Here is a 22,703-nt window from a genome sequence, read left to right as displayed (position 1 = left end):
AGGGTTCACCCGTGGCCCATAACGATATTCAAACGAAGCGGAACGCCGTCAAGTCCCGCAATCCGTGGCTGGCCCTGCTCCTTTCCCTGGCTGCGCCGGGATTGGGCCAGGTCTATAACGGTCAGTGGAAAAAGGGGATCGGCTTTTATCTGGCCGAGCTGGCCCTGGCCTTGTTCATGCTTCTGTTCTGGGCCGATTTCGCGGCCATGCTTCTGTGCGTGTCCATCCTGCTCGGCTACAATTTGTTCGTGGCCGGGGAGGCTTTCGCCTCGGCCCGCAAACTGTCCGAATACACGCTCAAGCAGTATAACCAATGGTGGGTCTATCTGCTTTGCCTGATCGTCAGCCTTGTTTCGGGCCTGGTGTTCGAGGAGGTGGTCAAGAGCCGGTTCTTCATGGCCTACCAGGTGCCGTCCGCATCCATGCTGCCCACCATCCGTGAGGGCGATCACTTCATGGTCGAGGTCCTGGAGCCCGAGGACGAACTGCGCCGGGGCGAGATCGTCATTTTTTCCCTGCCCGCCACCCGGGAGCTTGATTTCGTGAAGCGGATCGTCGGTCTGCCCGGCGAGACCGTTGAGATCAGGGACCGGCAGGTGTTGGTGAACGGTGTCCCCCTGGAGGAGACATACGCCGTTCATACCAAGGAGGGGATGATTCCGGTGCGGGATGTTTTCGGGCCTGTGGTCCTGGGTGGGGACGAGTATTTCCTCATGGGAGACAACCGCGAGGACAGTTATGACTCGCGTTGGCTCGGAGCCGTGCCCCGGGCGCGGATAAAGGGAAGGGCCGGATACGTGTATTTCCCCGGCGATACCGGGGCTTCCGACTGGACGGAGAGGTTGGGCGCGCCTTTGCGCTAGGCGGCGGGGCGGCCTACCAGAATTCGCGGGCAGCCAGCAGGCCGTCGGCCTGGTTGATCTTCAGCGGGCGGACTTCCCTGATGCCCAGGGCGTCCATGTAGCCCAGGACCAGGATGAGGTTGGTCAGGCGGCTCTCGGCGTATTCGCTGTTGAAGTCCTTGTCGGTCTTGCCGGTCCATTTATTGAGGGCCGTCGCCACTTCGTCGCGGGTGTAGGTCGCCTTGCGGTTGCCTATAACCTCGGGCACGGAATAGTAGTGTACCCCGCCGATTCCCGCCACGGTCAGTTCCTGGTTGGCCAGCTTGTTGCAAATATACCTGGGAACGGTCATGGCCGCGTGGGCCTGGATGTGGGCCCGGGCTTGGCTTACCTCCCCGACGCTGACCGGGTTGGGGCTGACCGTTATGTTGATGTCCTTTTTCTGGATGGTTTGGATGACCACGTTTTTGAAGGCCACTGCGGCCATGGGGTCTAAATAGAAGAGTAGGCCGCCGTCGGGCTTGCGGATAGTCATCTGCATGGAGTTGCCGCCGATGTCCCATACCAGAAGGTCGCCCGCCTTGCCCGCCAGCGCGTGGCGCACGGCATGAAAGCTGAGCATGGCCGCTTGCTGCTCCGAGATTACCCGCGACGGAATGCCTGTCTCCTGGCGGATGCGCACGAAATACGCCCTGCCGTTCTGGGCCTTCTGGAAGAGCCTGCCGCCCACGGCGGAGTATTCCAGGGCGTTCTTCGCCACGGCCACGGCCTTGAATCGTTCGAGGATATTGATCCCCTGATCCATGACTCCCTTGCTCAGGTTGCCGTCATAGGAACGGCTCAGGTCTTCGGCGAAATCGACCTTTTCGGACAGGCTGTCCACGGTGTTGACGATCAGTCCCGTGGAGACGTCCACATCGGCGATGATGCATTTGATGACCGCCGCGCCGATGTCGAAGGCCGCGCGCCGGACAACGGTGACGTCCTGCGCCGCTCCGGGCGAGGCCGTGAGCATAACGAGGAGCAATCCCGTCAGCAGTGCCGTATTCAGTCTCGGACGCATCTTTTCCCCTTTGAATCCTGTCACGATTTCCCCTGTAACCTATAGAAAAAACGGAGACACCGCAACGCCGGGCCGAGAGCCGTTACTACTTGGTGGAACGGTACGTGGCGCGGTTGCGCTTGAGCTGATACGTACGTACGGCCCGGTTGTGTTCCGAAAGGGTTCGGCTGAAATGGTGCGAGCCGTCTCCCTTGGCGACAAAATAGAGATAGCCATGTTCTTCCGGGTGGACGGCGGCCATGAGGGATTCCAGGCCTGGCGAGCAAATGGGGCCGGGCGGCAACCCCCGGTGCACATAGGTATTGTAGGCGTTGTCCTTGTTCTGGAGGTCGCTTTTTTTCAGGTTGCCGTCGAAGTCCGGGCCCATGCCGTAGATGACCGTGGGATCGCATTGGATGAGCATGTGCTTTTTCAGCCTGTTGTGGAACACTCCCGAAATGCGGGCGCGTTCCGTTGCGTCGCCTGTCTCCTTTTCGACGAGGGAGGCCAGGATAACGATCTTGCGCAACTCTTCTGCGGGTGGCGGTCCGGCGGGCCATATCTTCCTTATGCTCCGGAAGAATTCCCGGAGCATGACCTCGGCCATGTGGCGCGAGGGGCGGTCCTTGGGCGGAGTGACCAGATAGGTCTCGGGGAAGAGGTATCCCTCGGCGTCTCCGGCCTCGATGCCGAATTCGGCCAGCAGCTCGGGGTCGGCCACGGCCTTGGCGAAACCGGCCGCGTCGCCGAGGCCCGCCTCTTCAAGGACCCGGGCCGTCTGCCACCAAGTCAGTCCTTCGCGGACCGAGACCCGGTGCATGACCCCGCTGGACGAGGTTAGTTCGGTCAGGATGCGTTCGGGCACCCATCCCGTGGACAGGCGGAATACCCCGGCGCGTACGGCCGAGCCCCGTCCGGTGCGCACGGCCAACTGATAAAAGCGGCGGGTGTCGGTGATGAGCCCCTCGTTCTTGAGATTGGCGGCGATGGTGGTGAATATCTGGCCCGGCTCCACACGGAACTGGACTTCGCGGCCGGGCGTTTCGGGCGCGGTGGTCAGGAACTGCTGTTCCTGCCACGCCTTGTACCATGCGTAGCCGCCCGCGCCGAGCGCGGTCAGGGTGGCCAGCAGGGCCAGGGAGATCAGGACGTAACGGAATCGAGCCATGAGCGAAGGATGACCACGGCCGCCTGGCTGTCCAGGACGGCCTTGCGTTTTTTGCCGCGCAGCCCGGCGGCGTTGAGTTCCTCTTCGGCCTGGGCCGAGGTCAGCCGCTCATCCATGAGATGGATGGGGGCGTCGATCCTTCGTTCCAGGCTCTCGGCGAAATTGCGGGCCTGCCGGGTGGTCAGGGTCTCCTCGCCCGACATGGCGAGCGGGAGGCCGACCACCACCGCCTCGATGGCCTCATCATGAATGATGTCGGTCAGTTCGTCAAAGAGCGCCTGCCGGGTGGTCCGTTCAATGGTCCGGAAGGGCGACACCAGGGTTCCCGTCGGGTCGCAGACGGCCAGCCCCACGCGTTTGAGGCCGAAGTCTATGCCGAGCACACGCATCTATTCGGCCTCCGAAGGGAGGCCGGTTGAGCGGCGCGCGGCCAGAACACGGGCTCCGGGCTTGCCTGGGGCGTCTATTACGCCGAGGCTGTCCATGGTCTCCTCCATGTGTAGGTTCGGGCCTTCGGAAGCCGGGCGCACCCGGGCCGATAGGGGGAATCCAGAGGGGGCTAGGCCCCCTTGCGGTCCACCTTGTCGAGCAGTTCGTTGAGTTCCTTTTCCCACTTGGGGCCGCCCACGCATTCGGCCAGGTATTCCACGGCATGAAGGACGCGGTTGGGCCGCTTCATTTGCAGCATGGACCGCTTGATGCCCACCTTGCAGGACGGGCAGCCCACCACGATGGGGCGGTGGCGGTCAAAGCCGAGGTCCTCGCGCAACTGTTCCTGCTTGCGCTCGCGCAGCCGGTTGTAGATGGCCGGACTGGTCAGGGCGCCGAGACCGGATTCGCCGCAGCAGCCGGGCGAGAGGTCCACGTTCGATCCGGTCAGCCCCGCCAGGGCCGCGCGGTACATCTCCGGGGCCTTGAGCTTGGGCACGCCGGTCCACTCCATGTGGCAGGCGGAGTGGTACAGGATCGGTTCGGCCCGGCGCACGGCGGGCAGCCGCTCCAGGAGGAACTGGACCACGTCGAGGTGCTTGAGCGGGTCGGCCAGCTCGGAGGAAAAGTCATACGTTTCCAGCGATTCGCGGCAGGTGCCGCAGGCCGTGAGCAGGGTGGTCGCCTTGAGCCCCGCCTTGCCGGTCTTTACCAGCAGGTCCAGGAATTCCTGCACGTTGCGGTGGCGGTTGGTCTTGTATGCCTCCTCGCAGCCCGAGGCGAGCAGGGGGTAGCCGCAGCACATGTGGTGGTCGGGCAGGACCACGTTCACGCCGGATTTGAGCAGCAGATAGACCGAGGCCATGCCGATGGACCGGGAGAAAAGCGATGCGCCGCAGCCGGGGAAGTAGAGCACGGTCTGGTCGCGGTCCGCGCCCGGATTCCTGAAGACCGAGCCCTCTTCGAGGCGCAGCCGTTCCGCCAGGTTGTGGTAGTCCATGTGCGGACTGCGATTTTTGACCACGGGCGACTGGATTCTGGACAGCCAGCGGGCCGGAATCATGCCGAGCGTCTTGTCCTGGAGGGACTGGCCCACGGCCAGGACCTTGGCGGCCATGGGCAGGGTCTGAGCCGGGTTCTTGGCCAGGTTGCGCAGGATGACCTGCTTGAGCGGGTGGCCGGACTTGCCCTTGGAATCGAGGAAGGAGCGCATGGACAGGGCGGCTCCGGCCGAGTCGATCTTGACGGGGCAGACGGCCTGGCATTTGCCGCAGGCGGTGCAGTGGTCCATGAGGTCCCGCAGTTCCTTCATCAGCTCGTGTGCGGGCTCGCCGGTCTGGGTCTGCGAGTAGTAGATGCCCTCGATGAGCGCGCCGAGCGCGATGTTCTTGTTGCGCGGGTGGTACATGAGCCCGCGGGCGGGCTGGTACATGGGGCAGACCTGTTTGCACTTTCCGCAGCGGGTGCAGGTCTGGATGTTTTTCAGCAGCCCCATGAGGGCTTCCTTGTCCTTGAGCGCGGTCGCGTCCAGGTCTTGGATGAGCCGGTTGAAGGAGAAGGTGAAAGGCGTGCTCGGCAGTTCGCGCGAAGTCAGCTTGCCGGGGTTGAACACGCCGTTCGGGTCCATCTCTGCGCGATATTCGGTCAGGGCCTTGATCTTTGCCTCGCTCAGGAAGCCTATCTTGGTGATGCCGATGCCGTGTTCGCCGGATACCTGGCCGCCGATTTCCAGAACCTTGGTCATGACCGTGTCGGCGGCTTCATGCGCGGCGGCGAGCATGTCCGCGTCGTTGGAGTTGACCGGCAGGTTCACGTGGCAGTTGCCGTCTCCGGCGTGCATGTGGTTGGCGATGACGATGCGCTTGAGCTGGAGCTCCTGCCACAGGTCCTTAATCTCGCGGTCGAGTTTGGGATAGGTGTCGCGCAACTTCAGGAACAGGAACCGGCACTGGGCCTCCTGCTCGACGTCGGAAAAGTCGCGGGAAGTGACGTCGCCGTCGAGGATGGACCGGATGCGCTCGCGCGCTTCCCCGATGTCCGCATCCTTGGGATTGATGCCTTCCAGGTCTTCGATCTTGTCCAGGGTGGTCGAGTATATCTTGGCCAGGTAGACCAGGTTCAGGTCTTCGAGGAACTCCGAGAATTGGGGGATGACCTCCATGGGAATGACCACGTCCTCGTTGACCTTGAAGCCCGAGGTGCGCTTGGCGATGGCGGACAGCTTGTGGCGGTCTTCCCAGAACAGCTCGGCCTCGCGTTCGTCGCGGGCGGCGAAGATGTCCACGCCGTCGTAGGGCTGGGCCAGGGCGAGCACTGTCTGGCAGGCAGCGTCCAGGGCTTCCCGGTCGTCCGAGTCGAGCTGCATGATGATGACCGAGATGGGGTCGCCTTCGTAGCGGGTGGACTTGGTCTGGTATTCGATGGCCTGGACGTACTTCGGTCCGAATTCCTCCAGGGCGGAGATTTTGACCCGGTCTCCTTCCTCGCGGATGGAGTCGCGCATCCTGACCACGTCCTTGATGACCAGCATGGCGTTGTTCATGGACCGGCCGAAGAACTCCAGGCAAAGCACCTGCGAGTGGGCCAGGGTGGGGTGGCAGATGAAGGTGGCGGTGGTGATGATGCCGTCGGTTCCTTCCTTCTGCACGCCGGGCAGGCCGCCCAGATACTTGTTGGAAACGTCCTTGCCGAGCCCGGGACCGCGTATTTCGTCGCCCCCGAGCGTCACCGTGTCGAGGAGTTTGCCACGGTCGTCGAGAATTTCGAATACGGCCGTGTCGGAAGGGTAGATTTTGTGGCGCGGGTGGTCCTTGCGGCGAATCTCGATGAGCGAGCCGTCGGGCCGGACCATGCGGTAGCTGAGAAGATTGTCGATGGTCGTGCCGTATTCGAAGGCGAACGGTCCGCCCGCGTTCTCGGAAATGTTGCCGCCCAGGGAGGAGCCCGCCTTGGAGGCCGGGTCCACCGTGAAGAGCAGCCCCTTCTTGGCCGCCGCCTGGATGGCGTTCAGGGTGATGACCCCGGACTGGGCGGTCATGGTCCGCTCTTCCGGGTCGATGTCGATGATCCGCTTGAAGCGGGAGAGCGACAGGATCACGCTGCGCGCTTCGGCCGGGATGGCTCCGCCGGTCAGGCCCGTGCCGCCGCCGCGCGGGATGAGCCCGAAACGCATTTCGTTGGCCAGCCGGACGATTCCCTGAATCTGCGCCTCGTCATCGGGGAAGAGTACGAGCATGGGCAGTTCCATGCGCAGGTCCGTGGCGTCGGTGGCCGATTCGATGCGCGAGTGCGGCTCGTGGCCGATGGCGTCCTCGGGCATGAACGACTTGAGGCGTTTCACTATTTCGTCCCGGAAGGCCAACTCGTTGCCGTGACGTTCCCAGAAAAGTTCGATTCCCTTGGTCAGGATGGTGGCGAACTCGCGGTCCAGCATGGGCCGGGACATGTTCAGCCGCCGGTCCACGGCCGTGCGGACCAGTTCCGGGTCGATGAAAGGGTTGTAGCGCACGAGGAAGAGCTCAGCGGCCAGGTTCGAGGCGAGTTTCTTCACCTTTTCGGGCCAATGCTGAAACTGTTCCATGTCCACCACTCCGAGGGCGCGGGTGATGAGCTGTTCATCGGAAATAGATATATGAGGTCCGAGCTGGGCCATGTCTTATTACTCCATGGGTTGGGTGAAGAGGTGAGAGTTAAGCCCTTTTTGCCCGGTTGGCAAGTTTGGGCCGATTCGCTTCGTGCTTTGGGTGGTTTTTAAAAAAATATAAAACGATGAGTGTTGCAATCGCTTGACTTAAATTTGTTTTATCAGTCAATATAAAGTAATTCTATAATTGAGCGAGGATTCATATGATGCCGCATCCCAAGAGGAAATGTTTTGTTGCGTGTCTTGTCGCGTGTTGTTTGGTCCTGTGGGCGACGCCTGGTTTTGCCGCCGATTACGTTATCGAGGATCAGGCCACGGCCACGCAGAATCTGGCAGCGGGCGACACGTTGTCCATTACCGGCAGCGGCAGCATCGTACCTCCCCCCGGGGATGAGGGCGTCAACGCATTGGGAGGGGGACACACTATCGACAACGCCGGTGAGATTTCCGCCTCGGGGAGCAGCACGAACGCGATTAGTGCTGAAGGCGGCTCCAGTTCCGTGAATAATACCGGGACCATCTCCGCCACGGGTTCGCACGTCTTGGGCGTTCACCTTACAGGCGGTAATAATCAGGTTACCAACTCCGGCGATCTCACGACTACAGGGAGCGGCGCGGACGGAATATTAGCTCAAGGCGGCTCCAGCACCATAAGTAATACCGGGACCATCGCCACCACAGGGTCGGGCAGTTACGCTGTTGACCTCCAGGGTGGCGCCAACCAGGTGGTCAACTCTGGCGAGATCACGACCTCCGGCAACACCTCCGTGGGCGTCTACGCCACGGAAGAGAACAACGTGATCATCAACAACGGCATAATTGCTACCTCGGGAGGCTCTGGCGACGGCATCCACGTCGAGCACGCCAACAACACGGTCACCAATACGGGGACAATCACTACCCAAGGCACGGATGCCCACGGCATATCCACCGATGCCGGCAGCAACACGGTCACCAACACGGGAACGATCACCACCCACGGCACTGGAGCCCACGGCATTCGGGCCGAGGACAACGACAACACGGTCACCAACTCCGGAAGAATCGTCAGCGACCAGTCCAACGCCATTACCTTTTTGGGATCAGGCAATACGCTGAATCTGAATGCTACCTCCTTCCTCGGCGGAGCTGTCGACCTGGGTCTTGGAACCACGGTGAACATCGATTTAGACCCTTCCGGCTCCGTATTGTGGGAATTTACCGGCACGGTTGACGCCATGAATTTCACCGGCTCGGTACCGGTCTTTTATAACGCTACAACCTCCCAGGTCGCGACCTTCGATCCCACTGCGTTTTCAGGCTCCTCGGATGTGCTCGCGGACATGACCGACAACGTTTCATCCGTGATTCGCGACCGTCTCGATTGCGTCGGAGATCGTTGGTGGACATCAGTTTTCGGTTCGACCTCCTCATACGACGGCTCGTCGTCAATCCAGGACTTCGATTCCAATAATCTGGGTGTGGCCATCGGCTATGACGCGTCCATCACGGACAGCACCACCCTGGGATTCCTGGTAGGCTATCTCTGGAATGATTTTGACGCGGATTCCCAGTTCACGAAGTCTTTCGACAACGAGTCGGACGGCGCGTTCGTCGGCGTTTACGGCAGGCAACGTTGGAATCCCGTGTTCATTGACCTCGCCGTCACCGGCGGCTGGCTCGATCACAGCGACAATCGCAAGGTCAACGATAACCTCGCCGCCATGGGAGAATCCAAGGCCAAGGGTTCCTACGACAGTTGGTGGTTCTCCCCGGAGGCGACCGTCGGCCTCGAACTGGCGATGAGCGACACTTGGTCGTTCGTGCCCGCCGTGCGTGTGCGTTATGCCCAGGAGAATGTGGAGAGCTACACCGAGTCCGACGGCGGTGACGCCAACGCGCATGTCGCCGGGCGCAACGTCGCCATGCTCGAAGAACGGCTGGAGATCGGTCTGCGCGGAGTGATGGAATTCGTTTCCCTGGATGTCCGTGGCGGCTGGCAGCATCGCCAGGCCATGGGCGACGACGAGGTCGAGTTGACCTTGCTCGACCAGAGTATGGATGTGCCGACGGAAGTGAAGGACCGCGATGCCTTCTTCCTGAGCGGCGGAGTTGCCGCCAACCTGTCGGAGCAGGTCACGTTCAAGGTGCGCGGTAATGCCGAATTGAGCGATGAATCCACTTCCGTGGGCGGTTCCGCCATGCTTTGTGTTTTGTTCTAACGTTTCCGGGCGGACCGGCCATTTCAGGATGGCCGGTCCGCGCCGCATGACCGCCGGTGAATCCGGCGGTTTTCGAAAGGCCGTTCGGCCTGCTTCGCGCGGTTCCGAACACCGTGCCCATCCCCTTGTCCCCCTTGCCTTTCAACCTCTGCCGTTATACTGATCTGAAACATTTTTCATGGTATGGGGCAGTCTTTTCATTTCCGTCATCATCACTGAAGGGTAGAGATCATGAGCAAGCCGAATTTTGCGCCTTTGAAACTGTTCATCACGGGGCCGACCTACATCCGGCAGGATGTCAAGGAGGCGGCCCTGTTGCCCGAGTTCGGGCACCGCGACACGGAAAACGAGCTGCGGTTCGGGCCTATTCGCGAGAATTTGCGGAAACTTGCCGGGTGCGGTGCCGATTTCGAGCCGATCCTGTGCCTTGGCTCCGGCTCCACGGCCATGGAGACCTCGGTGCGCTCCCTGGTGGCCGAGGACGAGACCATCCTCAACGTGTCCGTGGGCTCTTTTGGCGACATGTATTTCAATCTGGCGGCCAGCAACGGGAAGAAGGCCGTGAACCTCAAGTTCGATTACGGCGAGGCCATCGATCTGAACGTGCTGGAGGACAAGCTGAAGGAAGTTCGTCCCCAGGTGGTTTCCTTCACCCACAACGAGACGTCCACCGGCGTGGTCAACGACGTCAAGGCCGTTTGCGCCCTTGTCCGGCAGTACGGGGCCATGCCCATCGTGGACGGCGTATCCATCTTCGGCGGCTCGGAGCTGGCGTTGTCCGAGTCCGGGGCGGCCATGTATTCCACGGCCACCCAGAAGGCGCTCGGCCTGCCCGCCGGGTTCGGCATCGGGTTCGTTTCCGGCGAGGCCGAGGAAAAGGCCCGGAAGGTGACCAACAAAGGCCACCATCACGACATCACCAAGCACCTCGACCGGGCGCGCAAGAATCAGACCCTGACCACGCCCAACACTACCCTGGCCAACCAGATGTGGTTCCAGCTTGATCGCATCGTCAACGAGGAAGGCATCGAGAACCGTTTTGCCCGCCATCGTGAAATGCGCTCCATGGTCGAAAAGTGGGTCGGCGGTCTTGACGGCTTCGAGATGTTCGCCCCCGAAGGACACCGTTCCCCCACCCTGTCCACCGTGATCTGCCCGGAAGGCGTGACCACGGCCCAGCTCAAGGGGATAGTGAAGGAAGCCTTGCGCGGCGAGGGCTACCTCATGGACCCGGGCTACTTCAAGTTGAATCAGCTCCTGGAGGAGGCGGGCCGTCGCCCGATCTTCCGTGTGGGCCACATGGGTGACATCACGCCTGCCATGCTCACGGAATACCTGGCCAAATTGGAAGGGGAACTCGATAAGCTCCGATAATTCTACGACATAAACATGTCATGGGGAGGTGGATATGCGGATACTTGCCAACGACGGCCTTGTGGAAGAGGCGCGGAAGTACTTGAGGCAGCAGGGATTCACCGTTGAAACCGAGAAACGCGACGAAGACGATCTCATGACCGAGATCGGCTCCTTCGATGCCCTGCTTGTGCGATCCGCCACCAAAGTCACCCGGACTTTGCTCGAAGCCGGGGTGAAGAACGGCGGCAAGCTCAAGATCGTCGGGCGGGGCGGCGTGGGCACGGACAACATCGACCTGGAGGCGGCCAAGGAATTGGGCGTCATCGTCAAGTTCGCCCCCAACGGCAACACCAACGCCACGGCCGAGCACGCCCTGGGGCTCATGCTCGCCATCGCGCGCAAGGTCCCGTTCGCCCACCGCACACTCATGGACGGGACCTGGCACAAGAAGCGGTTCAAGGGCGTGGAACTCTTTGGCAAGACGCTCGGCATCATAGGCTGCGGCCGCATCGGCCAATCCCTGGCCGCCAAGGCCGGAGCCATCGGCATGAAAGTCCTGGGTTACGATCTCTACCGTTCCATCGACGCGCCCCTGACTTACGTGGACTCCATCCCCGAACTGCTCCGGCAGTCTGACTTCGTTTCCCTGCACTGCGGCGGTACGGAGCCGGTCATCAAGGCCGAAGAGCTGGCTTTGATGAAGGAATCCGCCTACCTGATAAACGCTTCCCGCGGCAAGAACGTGTCCGAGGACGCCTTGTACGAGGCGCTCAAGACCGGCGGTATCGCGGGAGCGGCCTTGGACTGCTACGAGTCCGAGCCCAAGCGCGAGGGATTGCCTTTCCGGAACAAGCTTCAGGAACTGGACAACATCGTCATGTCCGCTCACCTGGGAGCCTCAACCAACAATGCGGGTATCCGCACCGGCCTTGAAATCGCCGAAGTGGTCGCCGGATACCTCAAGCGCGGCGAGTACGGCAATTCCGTGAACGTGGGCGAGACCGTGGAGGAAGAAGGGGCCGACATCTACACCATCTTCATCACCCATGAAGATAAGCCCGGCATGTTCGGCAAGTTCGGCACCCTCATGGGCGAGATGGGCGTGAATATTCGCGAGAATAATTCCCGCAAGCTCGGCGAGCAGGTTCAGACCGTGTATATGGTCCACGCCAAGCCTACCGAAGAGGTGTGTGAAGCGCTAAGTTGTATCGAAGGCGTCAGGCGCGTGACCATCTAGCTTTTCGTGCTGAGGCTCGGGAAGAAAAGGGATGCCGCCTCTGGCGGATTTGTCAGGTGAAATCATCCGTCCAGCCCGCCGAAGGCGGCTCCATATCTGTCTCCCTCTTCCCACAAAATTCGGAACGAAAAAGGCCCGGCATTCGCCGGGCCTTTTTGTTGTCTGGTTTAGCGTCTGGACAGCAGCCAGATCACATGGACCAGGCCGGGGAAGTAGCCCAGGAGGGTCAAGAGCAGGTTGACCCAGAACTGAAGGCCAAGGCCGACCTTGAGAAATGCGCCCAGCGGCGGGATGAGAACGGAGATGATGATGCGGATGATTTCCATGCGGGCTCCTTTATATGATTATCAAGATGGTTATTTTTATCGTTTTTCCGGCATGGAGGCAACGTCCGTTAATCTCCGATCGCGATCTTTGCGATATCTTGAGAGATATATCCTTCAAGGTGGTCATAGGGAATGGTAACCACCTGTTCGCCGGCCGCATAGGGGGCCACCTGGTACGGGGCGAAATAGAAGGCCACGCCCTCCGATGTCAGGATGAAATTGTCGAAGTTTTTTCCGACGGGCTCGATGCCGTAATTGAGCATTTCGGGCAGATACATATCCCCAAGAGACTTGGTGAGCACTTCGCGGCAGATACCTGAAATCTTGTCCAGCGCGGCCACGCGGTTGGGGAAGAGCTTGCCCAGGGTGAGCGGGCTGCCGTCGGTCATGTCGAATACCCAGGTTTTGGGCCAGTGGTTGGGGTGCGCTCCGCCGGTGTAGAACATGACGTTGAGCTTGACCGAGACGTAGCGGCCGCCAGGCGTGGGCCAGACCGCGTACCGGGTCATCATTTCGTACTGGTGGGGGAAGAAGCTCAGGTCGTGCTCGGGGTCGGTCATCTTGAAGTCGAGGATGGAGGCGGCAACGTAGTCCCGGATGGTTTTGCTGGCCTCGCTTTGGCAGAGCACGGGGTATTCGGCGTCCACCTTGAATCCCGGCGTGTTCTCCTGGATGGACACCGAGGTCAGCACGGGCGGGGCGCAGAGCGGAGCCGCCTGGATGGTTGCCGGGACGAGAAGCATGAAAAGCGTGAAGAGCAGCGTCATTGTACGGTTCATGAAGACTCCTGTGTATTGAGCAGCAATTTCCGCATCCCCCAGGCCGCCTGTCCAAGGGAGATGCAGCCGTCATTGGGCGGCAGTTGGGTATGCATCAAGGGTATCAGACCTGCGCCTTGCAGCGCCAGGGGCAATTCGCCTGCAAGGGTAAGGTTCTGCATCACCCCGCCGGACAGTGCCACATGGTGGATGTCGAGGAGCATGGAAAACGAGAAGGCCAGTTCGGTCAGTCCGCCCATGAGGCCGAGATGGAAGCGGCGGGCGATTTTCCCTACGGGAACGCCCCGTTCCAGGTCCTCCAGGACCGCCGCCACCAGGGAGAGGGTGTCCAGAGCCACCGGATCCGCGGACCGGAGCGGACAAGGGTAGGCCTTGGTTTCGTCCATGTCCTGGACTTTTTCCAGTAGAATGGCCGCCTGACCCTCGTAGGTGATGGTCTCGGCAAGTCCGCAGAGGGCGGCCACGCCGTCGAACAGTCTTCCGCAACTGGAGGTTTGGGGCGCGTTGATATCCTTTTCGAGCAGTTGCGGAAGGAAACGGCTCGCGGCCTCGAAATGTTTGAGCCATGGCCACTCGTAGCGGCCCGGTTCCCGGATGCCGAGTTCCCACAGGGCCGCCTGGGCGATGCGCCACGGCTCCTTCACCGCGGTCTCGCCGCCGGGCAGCCGGATGTGGGCGAAGCGGGCGAGCCTTTGGTGATCCAGGGTGGACGGGTCCACCAGCAGACATTCCCCGCCCCAGATGGTTCCGTCCTCGCCGTATCCCGTACCGTCCAGGGCCAGGCCTATGGCCGGGCCGTCGAACTTGTTTTCGGCCAGGACCGCGTGGATGTGGGCGTAGTGGTGCTGGAGCGCGGCCACGGGCATGCCGCGCCTGCTTCCCAGTTCCTCGGCCAGGGAGGACGTCAGGTAGTCCGGATGCAGGTCGCGGACGATGAGCTTCGGCTCGACCTGGAGGATGTCTTCGAGGTGGGCGCGAATTTCGTTGTGGAACCGCATGGTTTCCAGGTTGGACATGTTGCCGATGTGCTGGCTGGTGAAGGCCTGGTCGCCTTTGGTCAGGGTCAGGGTGCACTTGAGCTCCGGGCCCACGCCGAGGACCGTGTCGCCCTTGACCGGCAGGAACACCGGGGAGGGCACGAAGCCGCGCGCCCGGCGCATGAAGATCGGCTCGCCCGTACCGGGGTTGACCCGAACCACGGAATCGTCCGTGCGGATGAGGATGTCCCGGTTGTGGAAGAGAAAGATGTCGGCGATGGGCGCCAGCCGCTCCAGAGCCTCGTCGTTGTCCAGGCAGATGGGCTCCGAGTTCATGTTGCCGGAGGTCATGATGAGGGCCGCTTCCGGTCCCATCAGTTCCGCGTAGTCGTGGAGAAGGATGTGGTGGAGCGGGGTGTACGGGAGCATCATGCCGATGAAATTCGTGTCCGGGGCCACGGACCGGGCCAGGGGGAAGGGCCGTTTCTTGGCCGCCAGTACGATGGGGCGTTGAATGCCGGTCAGCCATTCCTCTTCGGCCTGGGATATGTGGGCCAGCCGCCGGGCGGTGTCCATGTCCGCGACCATCACGGCCAGCGGCTTGTCCGGCCGATGTTTGCGCAGCCTGAGTTCGGCCATGGCTTTTTCGGAGGCCGCGTCGCAGACCAGATGAAAACCGCCGAGGCCCTTGACCGCAACGATTTTGCCTTGGGCCAGTTCACGGGCCAGCCCCCGCAGGGATTCGTCGCCCTGGGAGATGACCGTGCCGTCGGGGCGGGCCAGCCATGTGGCCGGGCCGCAGCGCGGACAGGCGTTGGGCTGGGCATGGAAGCGTCGGTCCAGCGGGTCCATGTACTCGGTTTCGCACTCCGGGCAGAGAGGAAAAGTGGCCATGGAGGTCTGGGGCCGGTCGTAGGGGATGGACCGGGTGATGGTGTAGCGCGGCCCGCAGTTGGTGCAGTTGGTGAACGGGTAGCGGTAGCGCCGGTTGCCCGGGTCGCTCATGTCGTTCAGACAGTCGGGGCAGGTGGCCACGTCCGGGGAGATGAGCACGGAGTTGCCGGACTTGCGGGTGGATTCGAGGATGATGAACGCGTCTTCGCCTTCGATGGGCTCCATGCATTCCGAATCAAAGGTGACGATGCGCGCCAGGGGCGGCAGCTTGCCCGTCAGGTCCTCGGAAAAGCCGGCTACCTGTCCGGCGTCTCCCTGGACTTCGATGAGCACCCCGTCCGACGAGTTGTTCACCGAGCCGGTGACGCCGTGATCGAGGGCGATGCGGTAGACGAAGGGCCGAAAGCCCACGCCCTGCACCTGCCCGGTGATGGTGAATTTTTGGCGTCTATGCATGGTTGTCCTTACCGTTCAATATTATTTTTCGCAAGGGGAATCAGCTTCTTGCAAGGTGTCTCAAGAAACTGCGAATCCTTCCCCGCAGCAGCCGCATGGGGGCGAAGGAAAGCTCGCGTTCCTCGGAGAGGACAAAATCGGCGGCGTCGAAATTGTCGGGTGTATCCAGGGGGAACATCAGTCTGGACGGGGCGGCGCCTTCCATTCCTCTCATGCGTGCCTCTTCCCACAGGGGGACCTGTTCGGGAGTCAGCCCGAGCAGCGCGGCGGCCATCGTGTCCAGGGCCACGCCGTTTCGGGATGCCGCCATGAGGCCGAGGGGGAACGGTTCTCCCTTTATGGGGCCGTCCCGGTGCATGGGACGGATTCCGTCCATGAGGTGCGTGGTCTGAGGCAGGGCGCGGTACACATCCATGAGCATGGACCGGAAAATCGCGTGGCTGTGCCCAAGCCGGTTGTGGGCCAGGGCCTTGCGAAAGCCCACGACGCAGCCGAACATGTTTTTGACCGCGCCGGACAAGGTCATCTGGCAATGAACCTTGAGTTTGGGGAGGTTGAGTATGCGATCCGCCTCCATGGCGTCCCGCGACAGGCCGATGGAACCGCCAAGCGTGAGCGGAAGGGGTGCGGGCCGGGCCAGGCTTCGCACTTCGAGACCGAGTTCGGCCAGGGCTTTTTCAAGCCCGGAGGCGCGGGCCACGGAGGCAGCCGATCCGAAGGCCGGGGAGTCGGCCACGGTCACTTTTGCATTGTGGTCCAGCAGCCAGGCGCAGGCCGCCCGGACCGCCAGCGGGTGGGTGGTGCAGTGGACCGCGTTGCTTCCGTTGACCAGGTTGGGCTTGACCAGAACGCGGTCGCCGGGAGCGAGAGCGAAGCCGATGCTTTCGAGAAGCTCGGCCACGGCCGGTTCGAGCAGCTCGGGGCGGTGTTCCGGAACCCGGAGGATGGCGACGGTTTCGGGCATGACGGGCAGCATAGGCCCGGCCGTCGAGGATGACAAGTCGGGGGTTGCCAGTCGGGCCGTGAAAGGAGAGAGTGGCCGCATGAATCCACTTGTTTCCTTGAAAGACGTGAGCGTGACCCGAAACGGCAGGCGGCTGCTCGGGCCGCTCGACTGGCGGTTGGAACGCGGCGGCCATACGGCCGTGACCGGGCGCAACGGCTCGGGCAAGACGACGTTGTTGAAGCTCTTGCGCGGCGAGATTACACCCGACCCCGGCGGGGAGCGGGTCTATGACTTCGGCGAAGGCCCGCAGCGGTCAGTGCTGGGGCTGCGGCAACGCATCGGCCTGGTTTCGGCCGACATGCAGGACTTCTATTTCCTGCACACCCCCAGGGTGAAGGGGCGCGACGTGGTGTTGGCCGGATTTTTCGACACGCCCATTCTGTACCAGCCCGCGTCTCCGGAGCAGGAGAGCGCGGCCGACGCGGTCATCGACCTGCTGGACATCCGCGACCTGGCCGAGAGCGAGTTGCGCACACTTTCCACAGGGCAGGTGCGCAAGCTTCTGGTGGCCAGAGCCCTTGCCCCGGAGCCGGACATCCTGCTTCTGGACGAGAGCCTGGACGGGCTGGACGCAAAGGCGCGCGTCGGAGTCATCGAACTGCTCAACCTGGCCGGTGAGCGGACCACGCTGGTCTGCGCCGCCCATCGCGCCGGAGACCTGCCCGAATGCGTGGCCCGGGCCTTGGCCCTGGACAACGGGCAGGTGCTTGCCGAGGGCGTTCGGGATCAGGCCATGCGGGCCCTGAGAGAGGCCGTGCCCGATGTGGTCTCCTGCGATCTGCCGCCTGCGCCCGCTACGGACAGCTTCGATTTTCTCTTACGCATGAAGAATGTGTCCGTAGTGGCCGACGGCGTCCGCATCCTCGACGACATCGACTGGGAGGTGCTGCCCGGCGAGAACTGGCTCGTGCTCGGAGAGAACGGCGCGGGCAAGTCCACGCTTCTCAAGCTCATCACCAGCGAGATCGCGCCCTATGCCGACGGGGACCGGGGCACGGGCACGGTGGAGCGGCTCGGCGGCATGACCATGGACGAGGCCCGGCCGCTCATCGGCGTGGTCTCGCCCGCGCTCCAGGCGAGCTACGCCCGCGAACTGGGCTGGGAAGTGACCGCCGAGGAGACGATCATGTCCGGGTTCCGCGGTTCCGTCGGGATGCTCGACGAACCCACCAGCCTGGAGCGGCTCGGGGCCGAGCAATGGCTGGAAATTGTCGGCCTCAAGGGATTGGGCTCCCGGCGGCTCCGGCACATGTCATACGGTCAGCAGCGTCGCGTCTTTCTGGCCAGGGCCATGGCCCCCGGCCCGAAACTGCTCCTTCTGGACGAGCCCCTTTCCGGCCTGGACCCTGCTTCGCGGGCGCGTATGATCGAGCTTGTTCAGCGTCTCGCAGAGGCCGGAACACCGCTGATAATGGTCTCTCATTACCCCGAAGACCGCATCCCCGCGATCAATCGGATTATGGAAATTGAGGGCGGTCGAAAGCGCCTTTGTCGGGATATCGCAAAGGGTAATAGGGTGTTAGGAAGAGGATGAACTCGGAACTGGTCGGGATTATTCCTTTTAAATTTTGAAAAACCCCTTGACTTGTTTCTCTTTTTGTCCAAATGTGCCCATCAGTGTGTCAGCGTACCCCTGTAGGGACGGTCTATTTCCGGCCGACGCTGACTGGGGAAAGGAAACAGGTATATCGAGAAGCAGAGTGCGCATCGTGTACACTGCTTCTTTTTTATTTAGATCGATGCATAAGCATCATACCGCATTCACGGGAGTGAATAACCATGTCTAAGAATATCTATGTCGGCAATCTGCCCTGGTCCGCAACCGAAGACGAAGTCCGCGCGGCTTTCGAGGCTCACGGCCAGGTTTCCTCCGTTAAACTGATCGAAGATCGTGAGACCGGCCGTCCCCGCGGTTTCGGTTTTGTTGAAATGGACGACGATTCCGCCGCTCTGGATGCCATTGAAGCTCTGGACGGCAAGGACTTCGGTGGCCGCAACCTGAAGGTCAACGAAGCCAAGCCTCGCGCCGAGCGTCCCCGCTGGTAGCCCAGCCCGCCTGATAAAGGCATCGATGCCCGTCTCTCGCGAGGAGGGACGGGCTTTTTTTTTGCGGCCTTTGGCCGTTCATCAATAACAGGGAGTTGTTTTGGCCAAGCCAAATTACAAGTTCGCGAAACGGCAGAAAGAGTTGGCTAAGAAAAAGAAAAAAGAAGAAAAACAACAGCGCAAGCTGCTGAAGAAACAGGAAGGCCAGGAGCCTGCCCAGGATGAGGAAGAGTCCGGGGACATGGACGGCGGTTCCTGATTCCGAAGCAGGCCGGGGCCGACCGCGCATTGCCAAGACCCCGGCCAATGGGTAATGTCAGGCAAAAATCATTCGATTTGTTGCGGAGGCTATAGTGCGACACACGGGCGAAGTAACCTGGTTCAACGAGCAGAAGGGGTTCGGTTTCATCCTTGGCGACGATGGCCGCGACGTCTTTGTCCATTACACGGAAATCGTCCGCGACGGCTTCCAGACCTTGGAGCCTGGTGAAAAAGTCTCCTTTGGCCTTGTGGACGAGGAGGCCGGACCCAAGGCCGTGGAAGTCCGCCTGGCCGAGGAGGCCGGGGCCGCAAGCCTGATTTAATCCTGTCCCAGCCCCATGCCCGGCTTCATGATCCGGCCGGTCATATCCGTTTCATATCCGCCCTGTGCCTTGATCCTGGCCTGGACGTCCTTTTTCCCTATGACCTCGATGAGGGTGCGGATGCGCTCGTCGTCGATGTATTTTTCGGGGATAATCAGATCATACCGCTCGTGGGCCAGGGGCACGAAGTCCAGGCCCAGCGCCTTGGCCGCCGCATAGATGCCCAGCCCGCAGGAGGCAGCGCCGGTGAGTATGTTCACGGCCACGGCCATGTGGGTGAACTCCTCGTTTTCGTATCCGGTCACGTCGCGGGGGCTGATGCCCGCTGTTTTCAGGTGGTGATCCAGGAGGATGCGCGTTCCGGCCCCCCGCTGGCGGTTGATGAAGACCACGTCCTCGCGGGGCAGGTCGTCGACGCCTCGGATGGCCAGCGGGTTTCCCTTGGGCACGATAAGCCCTTGGTGGCGGATGGCCAGGTTGACCACCGTTACCGGGAGTTCGCCAAGGTACCGCTCAATGAACGGGAAGTTGAAGTCCCCGGTTTCGGGGTCGAACAGGTGCGCTCCGGCGAACAGGGCAGAGCCCGCCTTGAGCGCGGTCAGGCCGCCCATGGACCCCGCGTGGCTCGACACCAGCCGCAAGGGTTCCGGCAGTCCCATAAGCTCGTTGGCGAGCAGGTCCAGGGTGTTGTCGTGGCTGCCCACGTGGACCAGCACCCTGTCGAGGTCGCCCTTGTGGACCGTCAGCTCGGCGCGGACGGTTTCTCCCTGCTCCACGCCTTCGACGTCCTCGGGAATGTAAGCCACGGCCTGGGCTTTGGTCATGGTCGTTATCATGCCCGCGCCCCGCGCCAGCGGAGCCCCCACTATGTTATCCCCGATGCGCCCGGCGGCCAGCCGGATGGCCTCGCGCATTCCCGGCCTGGAGGGCGTCTTCCGGGCCAGGACGATGTCTGTCCGCTCGCGCTCGGGCACGGATTTGCCCATGAGCCAGTGGACCACGGGCGCGAGAATCTTTTCGTGGCAGACCACCGCCGACACAGGATAGCCCGGCGCGCCGACCAGGAGCCTGCCCGGATGTCCGCTGCGTTCGTCCGTCACCGCCAGCAGCGTGGGTTTGCCCGGCATCACCGAGATGCCGTGGACCAGCACCTTGCCGATGGATTCGAACACCTTTTTCGAATAGTCCTTGCTGCCCGCGCTCGATCCCGCGCCGACCACCACCATGTGGCACCCCTTTGCCAGCCCGTCCAGAACCGCGTTGCGCAGTGCGTCCTCATTGTCCGGCACGGGCGCGGACCAGTCCGCGTCGATGCCCCAACCGTTTGCATAGGCCCGGAAAACCTGGGAGTTGGATTCGATGACTTGTCCGGCGCTCGGTTCCGGCTTATCGAGGAAATTCAGCACCTCGTCGCCCGTGGGCAGAAAAATGGTCTTGACCCGGTCGCGGACTTCCACCTCGTAGATGCCAGCCGAGATGAGCGCGCCGATATCGGACGGCGTCAGCTCACGGTTCTGGGGGATAAGCAGTTCGGTGGCCACGATGTCTTCGCCGATGCGGCGCACGTGCTGCCACGGGAAGGCGGGCGCGTCGATGAGCACGGTGGTCTCGTCCTTCTGGACCACGTTTTCGATCATGACCACGGCGTTCTTGCCTTGGGGCAGGGGATTGCCCGTGTTGACGAATTCGAATTCATCACCGTGCGCAAGGGCCACGGGCGCGTCCTCGCGGGCCAGGAAGGTTGACTCCGCCGCCACGGCCACGCCATCCATGGCTGCCGCGTGGAAAGTGGGCGAGGAATATTTTGCGTATATCGGTCCGGCCGTGACCCTTCCCGCAGCCTCGTGGGTGGGCACCGTCTCGGTGCCGAGCAGGGCCTCGCGGTCGAGGTGAGCCTTGGCCAGAGCCACGGCTTCTTCGGGGGAAACCGTCTTCAGGTAGATATTGCGTTTGGTCATGTCGGGTGCCTCCGGCGGCCAAGGGAACCCCTGCGGGGAGTCTGCGCCTTGATCCTTCTTGCTGAGTTGTTTTCGCGTTTCACGGCACGGGTGAACAGGCGTTGATGTAACGTTTCGGCAGCGAGTATAGCAAATTTTTTCCCGAAATTCCCGGGAAAAAGCAGCGGTCGCGAAGCCGCGCCCAGGAGCGGAGAAGGGCGGCGGTGAACGCGTGAAAGGAAAGGGAAAAACAGAAGGGCCCTCCGCGAGGGCCCTTCTGTTTTCGAGTGGTTTATTCGTGTTGGAATTCGCCGTTTTTGTAGATGACGAGCTCCTCACCGCCCCTGAGGGTGGCGGTGACGGTCTTTTGCCGGGTGTTGACCAGGTCCCAGTGCAGGGCGGAATCGTTGAATCCGAGCTCTTCCTTCCTCGCCTTGTCCAGGGTGGACTGGTCTCCGGCGAAGGTGTCGGCATAGGACGCGCCCACGGCCACGTGGCAGTTGCCCTGGGGGCCGCCGAAGTTCTCGTCGAACAGGGTGTTGGCCATGAAGGCGTTGATCTTGGAGAAGCGGCGGTCGGTCAGGGAAAATTCGCCCAGCCGGTTCGCGCCCTCGTCCAGGGTCAGTTGCTTGGCCACGAACTCGCCGCCGGATTTGGCCTCGGTCTTGACGGCCACGCCCTTTTCGAAGGTCAGGCGCACACCTTCGACGAAGTTGCCCGAGCGGAAGGAGGGCTGGTCGGCGTAGTAGACGCCTTCGGTGCCGCGCCAATCCGGGGAGAGGAATATCTCGAAGGACGGGATGTTGTGGCCGGAAACGCCGAGCCAGCGCCGCTGTTCGCCGGGAGTGACGATGAGGTCGGTGCCTTCGGACTGGATGCGCAGGTGCTCGATGTCCAGCGCGTTGAGCCATGCCTTGACTTTCTGGCTCTTCTCGAAAATCTCGTTCCAGCGGGCGGGCGGGTTGTCGTCGTCAAGATAGCACGCCTTGACGACCTGGGCCTTGAATTCGTCCATGGACAATCCCGCCGCCTTGGCCAGTGCCGGGGTGGGGTAGATGCAAAGGGTCCAGCCGAAGTCGCCGGACTGTTCGCGTTTTTCCATGATGTCGCGCATGAATTTGCGGGCCACGGCTGCCTGTCCGATGCGCTTGGAGTCGACGTCCTGAAGATGCGTCAGGGAGGCTGGCGCGATAAGGGAGATGAGCCCGTTGAGTCCGCCGACGAATTCCTTTTCGCCCGCCGCGATGGCCGTGAGCTGGTTTTCGTCGCTCTTTCCATAGAAGGAAAGCTCCATGTGCGGGGTCAGGTTTTGGCGGGGGATGGGGTTGATCCCTTTCTCTATGAGCAGGTCGTACATGGCGTCGGCCAGAGGCATGGCGTCGGTGTCGAAGCGCAGCAGCACGAAGTCGCCGGGCGCGTATGGCTCGGTGCGTGCGGTGGACAGACCCCACCACAGGGTCTCGGCATATTTTTTCAATTCGTTTTCGGTGAACATATGGGTACCTCTTATTGGTTACGAACGGTATTTGAGGCAGCCAGAGTAAACGACTCCGGGCCGCACTACAAGCGGTCGGGGAAAACACGATTTTGTAGGACTTTTGAAAAGCGCTTTCATGTCTTGACACAGGGCTGGCATGAATATATCAGCAAGTTCGTGTCCGGCCTGCTTGGTCGGAAACGTACTTAGAAATGTCGTGTCTCGCCCCGGTCGCAGGCCAAAAGGGCAGCGCGCGAAACAGTCCCCGCATACGGCGGGCATCCCAAATTATTTTCTGGAGGG

General features: G+C 61.9%; 18 protein-coding genes. 8 read left to right on the top strand and 10 right to left on the bottom strand.

What is annotated here, in order from left to right:
* Positions 1–11: 11 nt before the first annotated feature.
* Positions 12–863, top strand: coding sequence for a signal peptidase I (gene lepB, locus LF599_RS12725; RefSeq protein WP_279521037.1), 852 nt, complete (start codon positions 12–14; stop codon positions 861–863).
* Positions 864–876: 13 nt separating this feature from the next.
* Here lepB and LF599_RS12720 read toward each other — a convergent pair whose 3' ends face one another.
* From LF599_RS12720 to LF599_RS12705, 4 genes are all read right to left on the bottom strand, one after another.
* Positions 877–1,929, bottom strand: coding sequence for a Ppx/GppA phosphatase family protein (locus LF599_RS12720; RefSeq protein WP_279521036.1), 1,053 nt, complete (start codon positions 1,927–1,929; stop codon positions 877–879).
* A gap of 61 nt (positions 1,930–1,990) precedes the next feature.
* The gene (gene mltG, locus LF599_RS12715) at positions 1,991–3,052 is read right to left on the bottom strand and encodes an endolytic transglycosylase MltG (RefSeq protein WP_279521035.1); all 1,062 of its coding nucleotides are present in this window, start codon (positions 3,050–3,052) and stop codon (positions 1,991–1,993) included.
* Positions 3,028–3,441 carry a Holliday junction resolvase RuvX gene (ruvX, locus tag LF599_RS12710; protein ID WP_279521034.1) on the bottom strand — a complete coding sequence of 138 codons (414 nt, stop codon included), beginning with the start codon at positions 3,439–3,441 and terminating at the stop codon, positions 3,028–3,030. Before ruvX ends, mltG begins: the two co-directional genes overlap by 25 nt.
* A gap of 170 nt (positions 3,442–3,611) precedes the next feature.
* Positions 3,612–7,133, bottom strand: coding sequence for an FAD-binding and (Fe-S)-binding domain-containing protein (locus LF599_RS12705; RefSeq protein WP_279521033.1), 3,522 nt, complete (start codon positions 7,131–7,133; stop codon positions 3,612–3,614).
* A gap of 491 nt (positions 7,134–7,624) precedes the next feature.
* On the opposite strand from LF599_RS12705, the gene LF599_RS12700 reads away from it, so the two are divergent.
* From LF599_RS12700 to LF599_RS12690, 3 genes are all read left to right on the top strand, one after another.
* Positions 7,625–9,325, top strand: coding sequence for an autotransporter family protein (locus LF599_RS12700; protein WP_279521032.1), 1,701 nt, complete (start codon positions 7,625–7,627; stop codon positions 9,323–9,325).
* Between the two features lie 231 nt (positions 9,326–9,556).
* Positions 9,557–10,699, top strand: coding sequence for a pyridoxal-phosphate-dependent aminotransferase family protein (locus LF599_RS12695; RefSeq protein WP_279521031.1), 1,143 nt, complete (start codon positions 9,557–9,559; stop codon positions 10,697–10,699).
* A gap of 34 nt (positions 10,700–10,733) precedes the next feature.
* Positions 10,734–11,918: a phosphoglycerate dehydrogenase gene (locus LF599_RS12690; RefSeq protein ID WP_279521030.1), complete on the top strand. Its 1,185-nt coding sequence runs from the start codon at positions 10,734–10,736 to the stop codon at positions 11,916–11,918.
* A gap of 167 nt (positions 11,919–12,085) precedes the next feature.
* Here LF599_RS12690 and LF599_RS12685 read toward each other — a convergent pair whose 3' ends face one another.
* The 4 genes from LF599_RS12685 to LF599_RS12670 form a co-directional block, all read right to left on the bottom strand.
* The gene (locus LF599_RS12685; RefSeq protein WP_269942148.1) at positions 12,086–12,244 is read right to left on the bottom strand and encodes a YqaE/Pmp3 family membrane protein; all 159 of its coding nucleotides are present in this window, start codon (positions 12,242–12,244) and stop codon (positions 12,086–12,088) included.
* Positions 12,245–12,312: 68 nt separating this feature from the next.
* The gene (locus LF599_RS12680) at positions 12,313–13,023 is read right to left on the bottom strand and encodes a DUF3298 and DUF4163 domain-containing protein (RefSeq protein ID WP_279521029.1); all 711 of its coding nucleotides are present in this window, start codon (positions 13,021–13,023) and stop codon (positions 12,313–12,315) included.
* Positions 13,020–15,350 carry a carbamoyltransferase HypF gene (hypF, locus tag LF599_RS12675; protein ID WP_279521028.1) on the bottom strand — a complete coding sequence of 777 codons (2,331 nt, stop codon included), beginning with the start codon at positions 15,348–15,350 and terminating at the stop codon, positions 13,020–13,022. The genes LF599_RS12680 and hypF overlap by 4 nt, the downstream gene beginning before the upstream one ends.
* Before the next feature lie 40 nt (positions 15,351–15,390).
* Positions 15,391–16,314 (bottom strand): DUF362 domain-containing protein, encoded by a 924-nt coding sequence (locus tag LF599_RS12670; RefSeq protein WP_279521027.1) that lies wholly within the window; start codon positions 16,312–16,314, stop codon positions 15,391–15,393.
* Between the two features lie 79 nt (positions 16,315–16,393).
* Here LF599_RS12670 and LF599_RS12665 point away from each other — a divergent pair, with 79 nt between their 5' ends.
* The 4 genes from LF599_RS12665 to LF599_RS12650 all read left to right on the top strand — a co-directional run bounded on the left by LF599_RS12665 (position 16,394) and on the right by LF599_RS12650 (position 18,986).
* Positions 16,394–17,890: an ABC transporter ATP-binding protein gene (locus LF599_RS12665; protein WP_269942153.1), complete on the top strand. Its 1,497-nt coding sequence runs from the start codon at positions 16,394–16,396 to the stop codon at positions 17,888–17,890.
* Positions 17,891–18,135: 245 nt separating this feature from the next.
* Positions 18,136–18,402 carry an RNA recognition motif domain-containing protein gene (locus tag LF599_RS12660; RefSeq protein WP_071544271.1) on the top strand — a complete coding sequence of 89 codons (267 nt, stop codon included), beginning with the start codon at positions 18,136–18,138 and terminating at the stop codon, positions 18,400–18,402.
* A 100-nt stretch (positions 18,403–18,502) separates the two neighbouring features.
* Positions 18,503–18,661, top strand: a complete 159-nt coding sequence (locus tag LF599_RS12655; protein ID WP_279521026.1) for a hypothetical protein — start codon at positions 18,503–18,505, stop codon at positions 18,659–18,661.
* A gap of 94 nt (positions 18,662–18,755) precedes the next feature.
* Entirely contained in the window at positions 18,756–18,986 is a 231-nt protein-coding gene (locus LF599_RS12650) for a cold-shock protein (protein WP_269942154.1), read from the top strand.
* Here the strand turns inward: LF599_RS12650 and LF599_RS12645 are convergent.
* Together LF599_RS12645 and LF599_RS12640 are read right to left on the bottom strand one after the other, a co-directional pair.
* Positions 18,983–20,944, bottom strand: a complete 1,962-nt coding sequence (locus tag LF599_RS12645) for a molybdopterin biosynthesis protein (RefSeq protein WP_279521025.1) — start codon at positions 20,942–20,944, stop codon at positions 18,983–18,985. The two genes, LF599_RS12650 and LF599_RS12645, sit on opposite strands and share 4 nt — an antisense overlap.
* Positions 20,945–21,215: 271 nt before the next feature.
* Positions 21,216–22,418 carry an aminopeptidase gene (locus LF599_RS12640; protein WP_279521024.1) on the bottom strand — a complete coding sequence of 401 codons (1,203 nt, stop codon included), beginning with the start codon at positions 22,416–22,418 and terminating at the stop codon, positions 21,216–21,218.
* Between the last annotated feature and the right edge of the window lie 285 nt (positions 22,419–22,703).

This window comes from Pseudodesulfovibrio thermohalotolerans (assembly GCF_021353295.2).
Taxonomy (GTDB): Bacteria; Desulfobacterota; Desulfovibrionia; order Desulfovibrionales; family Desulfovibrionaceae; genus Pseudodesulfovibrio; species Pseudodesulfovibrio thermohalotolerans.
Note: the sequence above shows the minus strand (reverse complement) of the source record. Positions and strands in the feature narration are given on the sequence as shown.